Annotated in this window: 18 protein-coding genes; 17 read left to right on the forward strand and 1 reads right to left on the reverse strand. The window is 65.3% G+C overall.

Annotated elements, in window-relative coordinates; all coding sequences use genetic code 11:
* Window positions 1–50 precede the first annotated feature (50 nt).
* From ACWV14_RS37130 to ACWV14_RS37185, 12 genes are all read left to right on the forward strand, one after another.
* The gene (locus tag ACWV14_RS37130; RefSeq protein ID WP_455342553.1) at window positions 51–281 is read left to right on the forward strand and encodes a hypothetical protein; all 231 of its coding nucleotides are present in this window, start codon (window positions 51–53) and stop codon (window positions 279–281) included.
* Window positions 274–792 carry a hypothetical protein gene (locus ACWV14_RS37135; RefSeq protein ID WP_454909654.1) on the forward strand — a complete coding sequence of 173 codons (519 nt, stop codon included), beginning with the start codon at window positions 274–276 and terminating at the stop codon, window positions 790–792. Before ACWV14_RS37130 ends, ACWV14_RS37135 begins: the two co-directional genes overlap by 8 nt.
* Entirely contained in the window at window positions 785–1,225 is a 441-nt protein-coding gene (locus ACWV14_RS37140) for a hypothetical protein (RefSeq protein WP_454909655.1), read from the forward strand. The genes ACWV14_RS37135 and ACWV14_RS37140 overlap by 8 nt, the downstream gene beginning before the upstream one ends.
* On the forward strand, window positions 1,222–1,680 hold the full coding sequence (locus ACWV14_RS37145) for a hypothetical protein (protein ID WP_298705908.1): 459 nt from the start codon (window positions 1,222–1,224) through the stop codon (window positions 1,678–1,680). Before ACWV14_RS37140 ends, ACWV14_RS37145 begins: the two co-directional genes overlap by 4 nt.
* Window positions 1,677–1,961, forward strand: coding sequence for a hypothetical protein (locus ACWV14_RS37150; RefSeq protein WP_298705911.1), 285 nt, complete (start codon window positions 1,677–1,679; stop codon window positions 1,959–1,961). Before ACWV14_RS37145 ends, ACWV14_RS37150 begins: the two co-directional genes overlap by 4 nt.
* Window positions 1,962–1,968: 7 nt before the next feature.
* Window positions 1,969–2,310 carry a hypothetical protein gene (locus ACWV14_RS37155; protein ID WP_454909656.1) on the forward strand — a complete coding sequence of 114 codons (342 nt, stop codon included), beginning with the start codon at window positions 1,969–1,971 and terminating at the stop codon, window positions 2,308–2,310.
* 78 nt (window positions 2,311–2,388) lie between these two features.
* Entirely contained in the window at window positions 2,389–3,267 is an 879-nt protein-coding gene (locus ACWV14_RS37160; protein WP_298705916.1) for a prohibitin family protein, read from the forward strand.
* Window positions 3,268–3,277: 10 nt separating this feature from the next.
* Window positions 3,278–3,862, forward strand: a complete 585-nt coding sequence (locus tag ACWV14_RS37165) for a hypothetical protein (RefSeq protein WP_454909657.1) — start codon at window positions 3,278–3,280, stop codon at window positions 3,860–3,862.
* Window positions 3,859–4,080 carry a hypothetical protein gene (locus tag ACWV14_RS37170; RefSeq protein WP_454909658.1) on the forward strand — a complete coding sequence of 74 codons (222 nt, stop codon included), beginning with the start codon at window positions 3,859–3,861 and terminating at the stop codon, window positions 4,078–4,080. The genes ACWV14_RS37165 and ACWV14_RS37170 overlap by 4 nt, the downstream gene beginning before the upstream one ends.
* A gap of 102 nt (window positions 4,081–4,182) precedes the next feature.
* Window positions 4,183–4,497: a hypothetical protein gene (locus tag ACWV14_RS37175; protein ID WP_454909659.1), complete on the forward strand. Its 315-nt coding sequence runs from the start codon at window positions 4,183–4,185 to the stop codon at window positions 4,495–4,497.
* A gap of 537 nt (window positions 4,498–5,034) precedes the next feature.
* Window positions 5,035–5,970, forward strand: coding sequence for a hypothetical protein (locus tag ACWV14_RS37180; RefSeq protein ID WP_454909660.1), 936 nt, complete (start codon window positions 5,035–5,037; stop codon window positions 5,968–5,970).
* Window positions 5,971–6,038: 68 nt separating this feature from the next.
* Window positions 6,039–6,491 (forward strand): hypothetical protein, encoded by a 453-nt coding sequence (locus ACWV14_RS37185; protein ID WP_454909661.1) that lies wholly within the window; start codon window positions 6,039–6,041, stop codon window positions 6,489–6,491.
* On the opposite strand, the gene ACWV14_RS37190 is transcribed toward ACWV14_RS37185, so the two are convergent.
* Window positions 6,455–6,655 (reverse strand): hypothetical protein, encoded by a 201-nt coding sequence (locus tag ACWV14_RS37190; RefSeq protein ID WP_298705933.1) that lies wholly within the window; start codon window positions 6,653–6,655, stop codon window positions 6,455–6,457. The genes ACWV14_RS37185 and ACWV14_RS37190 overlap by 37 nt on opposite strands.
* A gap of 166 nt (window positions 6,656–6,821) precedes the next feature.
* Here ACWV14_RS37190 and ACWV14_RS37195 point away from each other — a divergent pair, with 166 nt between their 5' ends.
* The 5 genes from ACWV14_RS37195 to ACWV14_RS37215 all read left to right on the forward strand — a co-directional run bounded on the left by ACWV14_RS37195 (window position 6,822) and on the right by ACWV14_RS37215 (window position 12,025).
* Window positions 6,822–7,091: a hypothetical protein gene (locus ACWV14_RS37195; protein WP_454909662.1), complete on the forward strand. Its 270-nt coding sequence runs from the start codon at window positions 6,822–6,824 to the stop codon at window positions 7,089–7,091.
* Complete coding sequence (locus ACWV14_RS37200) at window positions 7,088–8,740, forward strand: hypothetical protein (RefSeq protein WP_454909663.1); 1,653 nt, start codon at window positions 7,088–7,090, stop codon at window positions 8,738–8,740. The genes ACWV14_RS37195 and ACWV14_RS37200 overlap by 4 nt, the downstream gene beginning before the upstream one ends.
* Window positions 8,733–10,070, forward strand: a complete 1,338-nt coding sequence (locus ACWV14_RS37205; RefSeq protein ID WP_454909664.1) for a DUF4406 domain-containing protein — start codon at window positions 8,733–8,735, stop codon at window positions 10,068–10,070. The genes ACWV14_RS37200 and ACWV14_RS37205 overlap by 8 nt, the downstream gene beginning before the upstream one ends.
* Entirely contained in the window at window positions 10,067–11,410 is a 1,344-nt protein-coding gene (locus ACWV14_RS37210; protein WP_454909665.1) for a hypothetical protein, read from the forward strand. Before ACWV14_RS37205 ends, ACWV14_RS37210 begins: the two co-directional genes overlap by 4 nt.
* 390 nt (window positions 11,411–11,800) lie before the next feature.
* Window positions 11,801–12,025 (forward strand): Lar family restriction alleviation protein, encoded by a 225-nt coding sequence (locus ACWV14_RS37215; protein ID WP_367274539.1) that lies wholly within the window; start codon window positions 11,801–11,803, stop codon window positions 12,023–12,025.
* The last annotated feature ends 64 nt before the right edge of the window (window positions 12,026–12,089 follow it).

Raw genomic sequence — 12,089 nt, forward strand, 5'->3', positions numbered from 1 at the left:
CATAGGACCCGCATCTAGGGAGAGACGTAGTGAGCACTGTACTGAATCGAATGAACGCATCCACGACTCCCGAGCCATTGGGGGCACTCACCCGCGAGGAGTGGCAGACGCGCTACGCCTCTCGGGTCATGGAGCGCGCGGGCTGGTCGCGGCCCGGCGCCAATGCCGTGGCCAAGGCCGCGGCTACCCTGCAAGCGGGTCAGGAAGGCGGCTTCGACTGGGACGCGCCGGAAGACGCCGCGGACGAGGTCATGAGCAGCTCGGAGAGCAACCGTGGCTGAGAGCAGCATCGGTGATGGCGGTGCGGCCGCCGCAAGCGAGCAACTATTCGTCATCGCGAGCGTCAAGCACACCAGTCGAGAGCACGCGCACATCAGCTTCTGGGGCCCAGAGGGGCGCGGCTACATCCTCGCACTGGCCGATGGACGCGTCGGCACCTACACCGCCGAGCAGGTGAGCAAGAGTCGGCTCAACGACGGCCTGGATTGCATCGCGGTTCCTTTCGATGCGGTGATGGCGCTGCGCACGCCGACGCCGTTCTTCAAACTCAGGAATGGCCAGATGTGCCCGTTCTACGACATCGAGGGTCCGGTGGTCGACAACACGCGGGCGAACTGGGACCGCTTGATCGCTGCATCGCTGCCCCGTACCGCGGACGTCAAGCCCAAGCCCCAGGTGTTCCGTGGGAAGAAGCGCTGCTTCACCCTGGAGTCCAGCACGCGAGGCCTCTCCGGGCGCCCGCAGGCGGAAGAGGGCGCCGAGGAAACCGAACAGGAGGCTCCCCGTGGCTGACCCGACCATCAGAGCGGCAGGCACCGTGAAGGAACTGATCCCCGTGGACGTGAACGCGCTGCGGCAGGTGCTGCTGGCGCTGGTCGGCCCGGCCCACCTGGTGCGGGAGCTGCAGGCGACCCGGAGCCTGCATCAGTTGGGCCACACCAGCCCGATCGACACGCTGTGCGAGCAGCTCGACGCGTGGTGTCCGGGTGCCAGCACCGCGAGGCGGCTGAGCAAGGCCGAGCGCACCGAGCTCCTGGACTGGGCCAGCGCGTGCCAGTCGGCGTACCACATCGACTCGACGCCCGGCCACCGGTTCGGCGCACTGACCAGCAACCTGCAAGAGAACCGCGCAGGGCTGGTCGGCTACGTGGAGTCGTTGCTGGCCGTGCGAGGCGGCCGCACACCTGATGCCAGCGGAGCCGAGCGCGTCTCGGAGCCATCATGACCTTCCCGCCGGAGAGCAGCTGGGGCAGCCCGGCGAACACTGTCGCGATGGAGGCGGCGCAGTTGCGTTGGGACACGAACCTGCAAGCAGGCCTGGCCGGTCAGCCAATGCCCGAGAGCGGGGAGCCCATGGCCTACAAGTCCGGCTGCGCAAAGCGCCGTCTCGCGGCGGGCGAGATCATCGGCTTCGTGTGCCAGACCAGTGAGTGCGCCGCATGCGGCTCGCGCAACTGGGGGTGGCGCCTTGGATGTGGCTGCTGGCCCATGTCGGACTTCGCCGAACACGGTGCGGGCCGCTACGTCTTGCGCTACGGCTATCAGGTCGAAGCCGGAAGCGACCCAGCTGCGCCCGCAGCCACGTTCATGACGGCCGAGCGCGCGCTCGAGCTCGTGGCGGCCGGGCGTGAAGTGGTCGACGTCATGACCGGAGAGGTCGTGCCGGTGGCGACGACATGAACCTCGATCTTTTCGCAGACGCAGCGCCACCCGTTCCGCAGCGGTCACCCAGCGACCTGTCCGTGCGCGCCGGCGTGAACCGCATGGAAGGCGTGCTTGGCGACCCTGGCCGCTGGATCTACCGCGACGAGGTCATCCTGCACGATCGCCGACTCGAGGGACGCGGCGCATGGGCGACCGTCGAAGGTGTCGGCCGGCCGCGTGTGGCGAGCGACGACCTCGCGCAAGTCCAGGCTGCGGTGGACCAGCGCGCGGCGCCGGGGGCACACCGTGCCGGTTGATGCGCAGGTGTTGATGACACTCGCGCCGTTGGGCGCTCTGGTGTCCGCACCGCCGGTGAGCTCGCAGCAGCGCGCGGCGCCGCCAGAGCCACCCTGCGCCCATCGCACACCGGTGCGCTACGAGATGCAGGACGTCGAGGTATCGCCCTACGGAGATACCGAGGCGCAGCTGGTCGCAGTTGGCGGTGAAAGCACCATGCTGGATCTGGACATTGGCAGGTTCCGCTGCAGCCTGTGCGGCGACATCGGCTATTACACGGGCCTGTGGCGCAACTTCTACGAGAAGGGCATCCCGTGCCCGGGGAGCGAGCTGGTGCGGCGATATCGAAGCACCGCCGATCGTGCATGAATTCAACCTTACGAAAGACACGCGCGACCTGTACCTTGTCGAAGGTACTCCAACTCACAACGTAGAAAGCCATTCAGCATGTTGTTCGCATTCGCAATTGTTCTTTTCGTCGCCGCGCTGGTCGTGCTTCTGTCTTCGCTCTACTTGGCCGATGGCGGTGACCGGGTGCGCACGGTCCTGCGCACCGGTTCCATCATCGCGATGCTGGCGTCGGTGCTCGCGATCGCGGCGAGCGCGTTCACGACCGTGCCTCCCTCGAACGTCGCGGTGGTCACCACCTTCGGGAAGATCGGCCCCGACCTCCTCACGGAAGGCGCGCACTTCATCGCACCATGGAGCCGCACACGCGACATCTACCTGGGACAGCAGCGCGTGGATGCGAAGGGCAGCGAAGCGGGATCGAAGGACCTGCAGAGCGTGCATGCAGACCTGATGGTGAACTTTGTGGTCGATGCGTCGAGGGCGCGCGACCTGTACGTGAGTAACCCGACACTCACCTACGCACAGCTGCTCATGGAGCCGGCCACCTACGAGACCTTCAAAGCCGTGGTGGCGCTGTACACCGCCGAAGAGCTCATCACCAAGCGCCAGGAGGTGAGCGTCGAGATCACTCGCAACCTGCAGCAGCGCATGCGCCAGTACCACCTGACTGTGCAGAACGTTGCCCTGGTGAACTTCGGCTTCAGCAAGTCGTTCGACGCAGCGATCGAGGAGAAGGTGACGGCGAACCAGAAGGCCGCGACCGCCGAGAACAACCTCAAGCGCACGAAGTTCGAAGCTGAGCAGCGGATCGCGCAGGCCGAGGGCGAGGCCAAGGCGATCGCCATCCAGTCGGCCGCCATCGAGAAGTCGGGTGGTGCGGGATACGTCCAGCTGCAGGCGATCAGCAAGTGGGACGGGAAACTGCCGCAATACGTGGCCGCCGGGTCGCCGATGCCCTTCGTCAACGTGAAGTGAATAGCGAGCCATGATCGACCAGAACGCCTGCGACGCCGCGCGCCTCTTTGATGAGCCTGCCATCGGGCCGCTCGAGGACCAGGTGCTCGGCGCGCTCGAAGAGCACGACACCACCCACGCCGCATGGGCCGAGACGCGCAAAGCGCTGGAGCCTCTCTTCGTACGCACGTTGTCGGCTTGGCTTCACGCGGGCGTTGTCATCGACATTCACGACCGCTCCGGCAAGCAGCCGCGCTGCCTGTGGATCGTGCGGGTCGGCTCGGGCAATGCCCGCGGTGCATCGACGTTTCGCATCGTTGGAGCGCCGAGTGTGATGGTCGACCCCCGGGGGGAACCGTCGTTCTCCGAATGGAGCGTTCGAGCCGTGGCGATCAGCAACAAGACAGGTCGTGAGATGAACGGCAATACACCGAACCGGCGCACCACGATCGACGGCAGCGTGACGTTGACGGGCCGCGTGTTCCACGATGGCTTTTCGGAATTGACTGGCGCTCAGCTGCAGCAGCACGAGCGCGATGCCTTCATTCGCATGGTTGCTGATGCCGAGGCGATTCTTGTGGCTCGGTCCGACGGGACTGATGGCGCGCGCCAATGACTGTGTTCGCATTCCCCGCTGCGAACATGCCCGTGCTGCAAGAAGGTGTCACGCACGCCCAGGCCATGGAGGTGCTCCGCCGGTTCTGTGCCGAATCAGAGGCCTGCCCGACCATCGCGCATCGGATGAACATCCCCTATGACACCGTATGCAAGGTCATGGACGGTGCTGTGTGGCCGGGTGCGCGCCAGGTGTGGATCGATAGGTGCATGCCGTGAGCGATCGTCGATTGCACATCTTGGAAGCGAAGAAGTGAAGGCGCGATTTCTGACCCTCTGCTTGCCGAGGCGCAAGAGACGCGGATTCCCAGGGAGAGCCCCATGAACATGAAGTACACGTCTCGGCCCGTGGCCGTGGAGTCCGAAGGCCGGCACCGATCGTCGATCGGGACCGCCACGGTCGAGAACAGTGCTCTCCTGCGAGGCTTCGAGCGGCGAAAAGTCGAGCGCGCTGCGATGCGGGCAGCGTTGGCGCAGGCCAGCGAGTTCACGGCGCTAGTCGAAAGCATGCTGACGGGCCCTGTCGATCCGAAGCACGGGGACGGTCCGGAAGCCGCCAGCCAGAGCACGGTGCTCAAGGCGATGGCCGCTCTGCGCGCTTCTATTGCAGCGCTCGATGGAGGCACAGCATCATGAGCTTCATTGGCTGCGCCTGCTTCCTCCTCGGCCTGGGCTTCGGTGTCCTTGTCGGGCGCGTGTACGAGCGCCGCGAGGCCGCGAGGGGCAAGGCCTCCGGGAGCGCATCGTGAGCGCGGCCTGCACCGTGCCTACTGTGAGCTGGCCACAACTGCGCGCGAACCTGGCCCTGGCCATCGTGGGCTTCGCCTCGCGAGATGGCGGCGCATCTGGATCGATCGGCGCTGCCGTGCGGTTACTTGACGCACTGTCCGAGCCGGACGGCCCGCTCCCTGCGCTACGCACCATCGGAGCCACCCCACCGCTCGCTGAGGCCTGCCCCGCATGGTCGCAAGTGGCACGTCCATTCACCGACGCTGAGATCGCGAGCATCTGCCTGAGCCGGCGCCATGACTTTGGGCTTCTGCCCGACTTCGCCCGCCTCGCATTGATGGCAGAGGCCCGATCGTGGGAGCAAGCGTTCGCAAAGGAACGAGAAACGACCGAAGTGAACCCGCCGGCTGGCGGCGGCACAACCACAACTGAAAGCACTGGGAAATGACTGAACCCACCACGAACGGAGCCGGCGCCGACATCGAGCAGATCGTGCATGCCCTCGAGCGCGCGCGCGACCGCCTGCAGGCCCATGCGGATGATCTGCGCAATCAGCGCGACTACAGCAGCGAGTTCGCTTCCGAGGACGCCCAGCGCATGCGCGAGGCGATCGAGGCCCTGAGAGGCCTCCAGGCGCAAAGGAAGGCGCCGCCCGTGCCCGAAGGGGATGGCGATGACGACGCCGAGCGAGATGGACACGCGTTGCCTGATCCCACCTTCCACGTACGCTGGCACAGTGCCTATCGGGGCTACACCCTGTGCGCAAAGGCCGAGCTGGGCGGAATCGACTTGTTCACCGGCGACCAGATGCGCAGCCATGCCGCTGACCGCGTGGCATCGGCCATGACTCGGGTGGTGCAGGACGGCGACTGGATGGTCCCCTTCATGCCTGTCACAGGCTTCGTCGTGAAGCACGCGCAACTGGGTGAGCTTTACGACCGTTTCGGCGTCCACAGCTACGCCATGGGGTATGCCCAGGCCGTTGTCGCATCCTTGCTGGGAGCCACGCCAGCCCTGCTTCAGGCGGCGCCGGCGACGATGCCGATGCAGCCGGTGATCATGGTCGAAGGTGTCGCTCGTTTCAGGGCCAATGCGATGGTGGACAAAGTGCTCGAGCACTCGCAGCGTCATGGCTTCGGCCTCAACGAACTGGCCTGTCAGGAGTTCACGGCGCAGGAGAGGATGCAGTTCGCTCAGCTGATCGGCTACTCGGTGAGCGGCTACGGAGAACTGTCGTATGTCTCGGACGCCTCCTATTACGCTGCGGCCCACCGAGCCGTAGCGGCCGAAGAGGCTTGTGAGAAGGCGGCGACCGACCGGCTGCCGCCAGGCGACGACAATTCGGCGGACGGCGAAACGCAGCGGGAAGATCCGAAGTGACGGGGTTGCATGCGGCGGGCGCCGCTGGAATCCCCCCGATTGTTCGCGCCGAGTACGCGCGCCTCGCGGTGACCCTGGCCACTGCCGGCTGGGAGATCGACGAGATCGCCTTGGACCTCACGCGGACCGGCCCGAAAGCCGAGATCCGTGTCGGCCGTCACGACGGGCGCTGGATGCTGGCACGGGTCGACCAGCTCGGCCGGGCGAGCATCGAGCGCTTTCAGCGCGAGCGTAGCCTTGGCATGGCGACGAACGGCACCGGCCGGCGTCCGCTTTCCCCCCAAATCGATGACATTTTCCTCGGTCGCTCGCGTTTCAGCGGTCCAGATGAGATGTTGCTCGGCTTGACGCAGCTACTGGTCGACAACGCGCTGAGCCGGGTGGATGAGGTGGAGCTGCAGCGCGCGTGGAGCGGCCTGTGGGCGCAGGCCGCGGGCACCAGGCTCGCATACAGCGTGCCGCCATGGCCAGTGGACCCAGTGGTTCAAGAAGGCGTCGAGCCCGCCAGCCCTTCGCCATGAGCGCGCCGGGTGTCGGTGCCATGGTGCGCATCCGCTTGAGCTGCCCCAACGAGCTCGCCCGCGGTGCCGTTGGCCGAGTCACCGGCAGTGTCGATCATGGACACGCGCGGCAGCTGCAAGTCGACTTTGGCATTCGAGGCGCGATCCTCGTCGACGGCGTTCATTGCAAGCCCCACGCTCCCAGTCTTGACTGGGTGCCGGGCCCGATCGGGCGGGGTGGTTCATCCCGTTCGAAACGGCGTTTGACTTCTACCCGTTGAACCTTACAGAACGGCGGCCGCGATGGTACCTTGTTGGGGAGGAATTTCTCCTCGCAAAGAAAGAATGGCGATGAAGCCGCTATCTCCCCCAACGAACAAGGCTCGCATGGTGTGTGTCGACGACATCCACCACCGCACCGCCGATCAGTCGCGCAGCGCAGCCGGGCTCGCAGCGAAGGCGATGAAGCATGCGGAGCGCCAGCAAGGTGCGCGCCGCGCGCGCGCCGCGATCACCACCTGCCAGGAGTGCGAACACAACGTCGTTGACGGTGCCGTTCGTTGCCCGCGCGGGCGCGATTGCTGGGTTGGCGGACAGCCTGCTGACGGGCAGGCCTCGTGAACGAAACGAAGAACGAACTGGAAATCGAAATGACCGGCACCACGGACGACATCCGCACCTCTGCGCTCGTGCAAGAGGACATTCAGCAGCTCAAAGACAACCTCTGGCAGGAGCCGGAGTTGAGTGGCGCCCCGCGTTGGCAACGCGCGGTCGCGATCCTTGACGCGCTTCTACCGATGGTTGTGTTCCTGGAAGATTCGGGGCGGGCCGTCGCGCCGGCCGACCTGCTCGACCTCAATCGGCTTGAGAAGCTGATGTTCGACTCATCGCGCGCACTCGGGACGGCGTTTGCCGGGCCATCGCAGTGGATCGAGGAACGATTGAAAGAACTTCCCGGCTATGTCCTCGCTCTGCGCGGTATGCCGACCCCCGGGAGCCAAGAGATGTACACCATGACTATGGTGCACGCTCGTACATTGGGGGCGGCGGCAGCAGGCGCGCGCCGCGGCGCGCAAGCGGCAATCTCCAGCACCGGCCCGGAGGCGACTGAATGCGCCGAGGACGCATCCGGGCAGCTGACGGACATCGAACTTTCTGAGCTTCAAGGCATGCTTTCGGGGTTGCCGACGAACAGTCACCGCAGCCATCTCTACTCACGGATCTTGCAGCACCGCGAGGCAATCGCAGGTCTTGGGGTTTCGGCGCTGCCGAAGGACCGGAGCAATGCCTTCGACGTAGCAGCGCCGCGGGACGTTGGACAGAGTGCAGCGGTTGCCGCGATCGAGTTCTCTTTGCAGACCACGGAAGGGCCGGAGTTCCTGCGCGCCTGGCAGCATGGGGACTGGGACACGATCCGTAGAGAGTGGCCCGAGGCACCGGGGTCAGTGTTCGTTGCTGCAGGACCTGACCCGAGTCCTGGCCTGGTGTACACGGACCGGCAGGCCCGTGACAAGGTCGCCACCGCGCTGGATCTGCCGATCACCGGGTCGCACTCGTACGCTTGGGAATACCTCCTTGCAATCGTCGAGGACCTGGCTGCGAAGTCCCCGAGTGAGGGCATGACGCCCGGCAAGCACCTCACCATGCAACTGAGCGAGACATCCTGCAACGACCTTCGCACGGCACTCGGCACAAGCGAGGAGCCCAGCAACATCGTGCTCTACATTGGTCCGTCCGAGGACGAAGACAAGGAAAAGAGCTTCGGATTGCATGCCTGGGATCAGGAGTATCCGGATGAAGGCATGGCACTGATTCACTCCCTTCCTGCCGCCACCTCCCGAAAGGCGGTCGAAGAGCGGTGGGCGGTGCTGGAACGCATCGAGCGGGCGGTGACGGTCTACGGCGACGCGCGGGCAGGGTCGGCGATGAACACCGCGACGCTCAAGGCCGAGCTCATGTGCGAGATCGAGCTCGGAATCGAGCCCCGCGCTGAAGGTGATGAGGCGCTCGGCGAGAAGGAAGGTGCGTCGGGCGTGCCAGATCGAAAGGGCGTCTACGCCTGGGTGACATCCACCGGCCACGCAGCCCTCGCGCTTGTGAGCAAGAGGCCGACCGAGCACTGCGCCGGCGGCACGTTGAACGCCGTGGTCATGGAAAGTATCAAGTTCTATGACGGGTGTGCCGTCGACCAGTGGGGCAAGGATGGCCGCTGGGTGATGCTGCACGCCTTCCCCGAAATCCCCATGGCAGCTGGAGCCGTCCATGACTGAGCGCATCCTTGAACCACGCCCAAACGTGTGCCTGACCAACGAGCAGCTGGCCGCCATGGTCGAAGCGGCAGGCGGAGACTCATGGCAGGAAGGCGCCACGGCAGGCATGGCGGGCGATTACGTCTTCAAGCTGGGCCCCGATGCCTTGAGGAAGCTGCTAGCGGGGGCCGCTGTCGCGCAGCTGGCAGCTCCCGCCGCTGCACCGAGTGCCATAGCACCGGCACAGTTGAATCCGGTCGAGCCGAAGGCGTTGGCCCAATCCATCGCCGAGCTCGATGCATGGTGGATTCGCGCGGACGGCGAGTTGTTGACGCCGGCCGAGGGAGAGTCGGTGTTCCTGGTGTTGCATGAGCTGAAACGCCTGCTTGCAGCGCAGCTCGCCGGCGACACCGGGCGCGTCTGGGTTGAGCCATCGAGTGCGTCACGTGCCGGCGCTGCCGAGCTGGCTGATCGGCTTGGGCTTTCGAACGGCGAGGCCGTACGTAGAAGCGCAGATCTTCTGAGTCGGCGGTCCGTCCAGGACGCGCCGATCGAACAGGTCCAGCGAATCGTGCACCTTCGTGCGGACCGCGCGCGGCGCGTCTACATCGCCGGTCCGATGACCGGTCTGCCGGAGTTCAACTTTCCAGCATTCAACGCGAAGGCGGAGGAGCTGCGAGCGGCCGGCTGGCATGTGGAAAACCCTGCAGAGCATGGGCATGTCACGGGCGCTGGGTGGGCGGATTACCTGCGCTGGGACATCAGCCGAATCGTCACTTGCGGAGCGATCCACCTACTGCCTGGATGGAGCAAGAGCAAGGGCGCGAATCTTGAAGTGGACATCGCGCTGATTCTGGGCATGGACGTCCAATGCGGTATCGGCGCCGAGGCAGTCGGACATGCCATCACGGGCGACTTGATGGCGCTGGCAGTGGCCTGCGGTGGCGTGCTCCAGACGCGTGTGGGTCAACTTTCGGGAATGCACGTGTCGATGGCGTTGGGGGAGTTGCAGCGGTTCGCCGTGCGCGTGCAGCGAATGCGAGTTCCGCGGACGTCTTCTGGCATCGGCGACGTGTATCTGCTTCAGGACGCTCGTGCCGACGACGGAAGATTTCCGATGTGGTGGAAGGAAGGCGGCGGATACACAGCGCGCCTGGACCTCGCTCGCCGCTTCGGGTCTGCCGATGCGATGGCGCAGCACAGAAGCCGACACAGCGATATTCCATGGCCACTCGCCGAGCTCGAGTCCATTCAACGCACAACGATCGACTTCCAGGATCTGCCGCGCAGTGGCGTAGACCAATCCGCTGCCTTCATCAGCGCAAACAACCCAGAAAGTGAAGCAGCATGAACGCCATCACCACCGGACCCGTGAGCGGAGAGCAGGCGTTGCTGTCCGCCGGCGAGGTCGAAACTGCCATTATGGAAGTGGCGAACGGGAAGTGCCAGCCAGGCAAGCTGCCCGTGGAAGCCATGGCAAGGCTCATCCAGTTCGCTCGTGCCGCCGCGGCGCGGTCTGCAGCGACGGCGATAGATCGTGCCGATGTGCCCAAGGGCTACGCACTTGTTCCGCTCGTGATGAACCGCGAAATGCAGGACGTCACCGATCAGGAGGGCTGGCAGTGGCGCGACGTGCTCGCTGCGGCGGGCACGGTCACCGAAGCAGATTGCGAGTTGGCGGGGGCGGCTGAGCTCGGCACGCCCTCGTCGCATTGGCACGCCAACGGCGAGGCTGACCCCCACGCGAGGCACTATGACGGTGAGCGCGCGACGCTGACGCTCGGCGCGTTGACCGACGACGAGCTGGCAACGGGTGCGTTCCTGAACTACGACCAGCGCTTGACGCTGGCGGAAATGCGAGATCCGAAGCCGGGTCAACACTTGCCGGCCGCTTGGATGACGGGCGTAAAGGATCGTATTCGCTGGCTGTCGCGCTCGTTGGAGCGAGCCCTAGCCGCCGCTCGCGTAGCACGCGAACGCGCGGACCTCACGAACGAGCGCATCATGGCGCTCTGGGACGCGTGCAGCACCCCGAGCGAGGCGAACGGGCACACGACAGGCCCCGTCCCATTTGCCCGCGCCTTGCTCGCCCTACCGGCTGAAGTGGCGACCGACTGCCGTGAGGTAGCTCAGCGTCCGGCGTCGGGCAGCGCAGAGGACGACGTCCCCGCGACGGACTCCGTTGCTGCAACTGGGCAGGACGTACCAGAGGGATTCGTCATGGTCCCCGACGACGTCGCGCCCATCGAGCCCGACTGGGACGAATGCAAGTACCAGGCAGAGAGGGCCACGGGCCTGAAGGTCGAACCCATCACGTACAGCGTTCTCCAGCGGGAGATTCGGCGTTGGCTCATCCACCGAGCCAGGCGGCCGGTGGCGAGCAGCGCGCTGCTGGATGACCTGGAGGGCACCGCGCTCAACGTGCTCGCCACCGAGTTGGGTGAAATGGCATGCACCGGAAGCGATGCACCTTGCGAAGACGCTCTTGGCCGGCTTGCGGATGCACTTGCCATTCGCCGGCGCGCCATCGCTGCGCTGCCAGCAGAGAAGCGCGAGCGGATGGGGTATTTCGAAGTGCAGATGAAGGACCCCGGAACCCATGCGGCGCTCGCGCTCGAGTTAGCCTTCCTGCGTCACGAGCATGACGAGGGGAAGAATCAATCGGGAAATGAGTCCAAGGACAAGTCGTGATCTCAGGAGAACCGTACTACGAGACGGTCTACCACCGCAACGACTGGACCTTGGCCGACGCGTTCCGACCTCAACCTGGTTGGGGCTGCCGGAGATTCGCCACACCTGTATCCGCCTTCGATCAGCAACCCGGTGTCACTGACCAGGCATTGGTCGACGGTGCGAAAGGAGCGGCTCCCGAGGGATATCGGCTCACCAGATTGTCCCTTTGCTCTGACTCGACGCCTGCGCGTGTGATCTGGAGTGCGTCGGCCGACGCGCGCTTCGCAGCGGCGCGGGCTATCCCCGCCGCGACGGCAGAGGCAGGCACGCCATCAGGGAACGGGCCCAGTGGCGAGTAAGCGTCTTCCCCCCGACGCCCTGGAAATTCGTATCTGCTTGCATGTAGGTGTGATCCCGAGGTGCCCTTTTTGCGGTGGCCACGCGCATCTTGGTTCGAAGGTCAATGAAACACCAGCAATGGGCAGCGGGCCTGTATTCCAGGGATGCATCAGCTGCGTGGACATCGACTGCTTGGCGACGGTCTTCTACAACGCGGAAACCCGCGAGGCCGCTCAGCAGGGCGTGATTGAGAGGTGGTCTCGGCGCCATGCCCCCTCGGTCGCAGGCCAGTAAGTCCGGGGTCTCTTCCACCAGATTTCAACCTTACGTTTGGGCGTTGGCGCTGCTACTGTGGTCC

It is taken from the genome of Variovorax durovernensis (assembly GCF_977011995.1).

Coding starts and splice junctions, on each gene's coding strand:
- ACWV14_RS37130 (WP_455342553.1), top strand. CDS start 51: ATGAACGCATCCACGACTCCCGAGCCATTGGGGGCACTCACCCGCGAG.
- ACWV14_RS37145 (WP_298705908.1), top strand. CDS start 1,222: ATGACCTTCCCGCCGGAGAGCAGCTGGGGCAGCCCGGCGAACACTGTC.
- ACWV14_RS37150 (WP_298705911.1), top strand. CDS start 1,677: ATGAACCTCGATCTTTTCGCAGACGCAGCGCCACCCGTTCCGCAGCGG.
- ACWV14_RS37160 (WP_298705916.1), top strand. CDS start 2,389: ATGTTGTTCGCATTCGCAATTGTTCTTTTCGTCGCCGCGCTGGTCGTG.
- ACWV14_RS37165 (WP_454909657.1), top strand. CDS start 3,278: ATGATCGACCAGAACGCCTGCGACGCCGCGCGCCTCTTTGATGAGCCT.
- ACWV14_RS37170 (WP_454909658.1), top strand. CDS start 3,859: ATGACTGTGTTCGCATTCCCCGCTGCGAACATGCCCGTGCTGCAAGAA.
- ACWV14_RS37175 (WP_454909659.1), top strand. CDS start 4,183: ATGAACATGAAGTACACGTCTCGGCCCGTGGCCGTGGAGTCCGAAGGC.
- ACWV14_RS37180 (WP_454909660.1), top strand. CDS start 5,035: ATGACTGAACCCACCACGAACGGAGCCGGCGCCGACATCGAGCAGATC.
- ACWV14_RS37190 (WP_298705933.1), bottom strand. CDS start 6,655: ATGAACGCCGTCGACGAGGATCGCGCCTCGAATGCCAAAGTCGACTTG.
- ACWV14_RS37195 (WP_454909662.1), top strand. CDS start 6,822: ATGAAGCCGCTATCTCCCCCAACGAACAAGGCTCGCATGGTGTGTGTC.
- ACWV14_RS37205 (WP_454909664.1), top strand. CDS start 8,733: ATGACTGAGCGCATCCTTGAACCACGCCCAAACGTGTGCCTGACCAAC.
- ACWV14_RS37210 (WP_454909665.1), top strand. CDS start 10,067: ATGAACGCCATCACCACCGGACCCGTGAGCGGAGAGCAGGCGTTGCTG.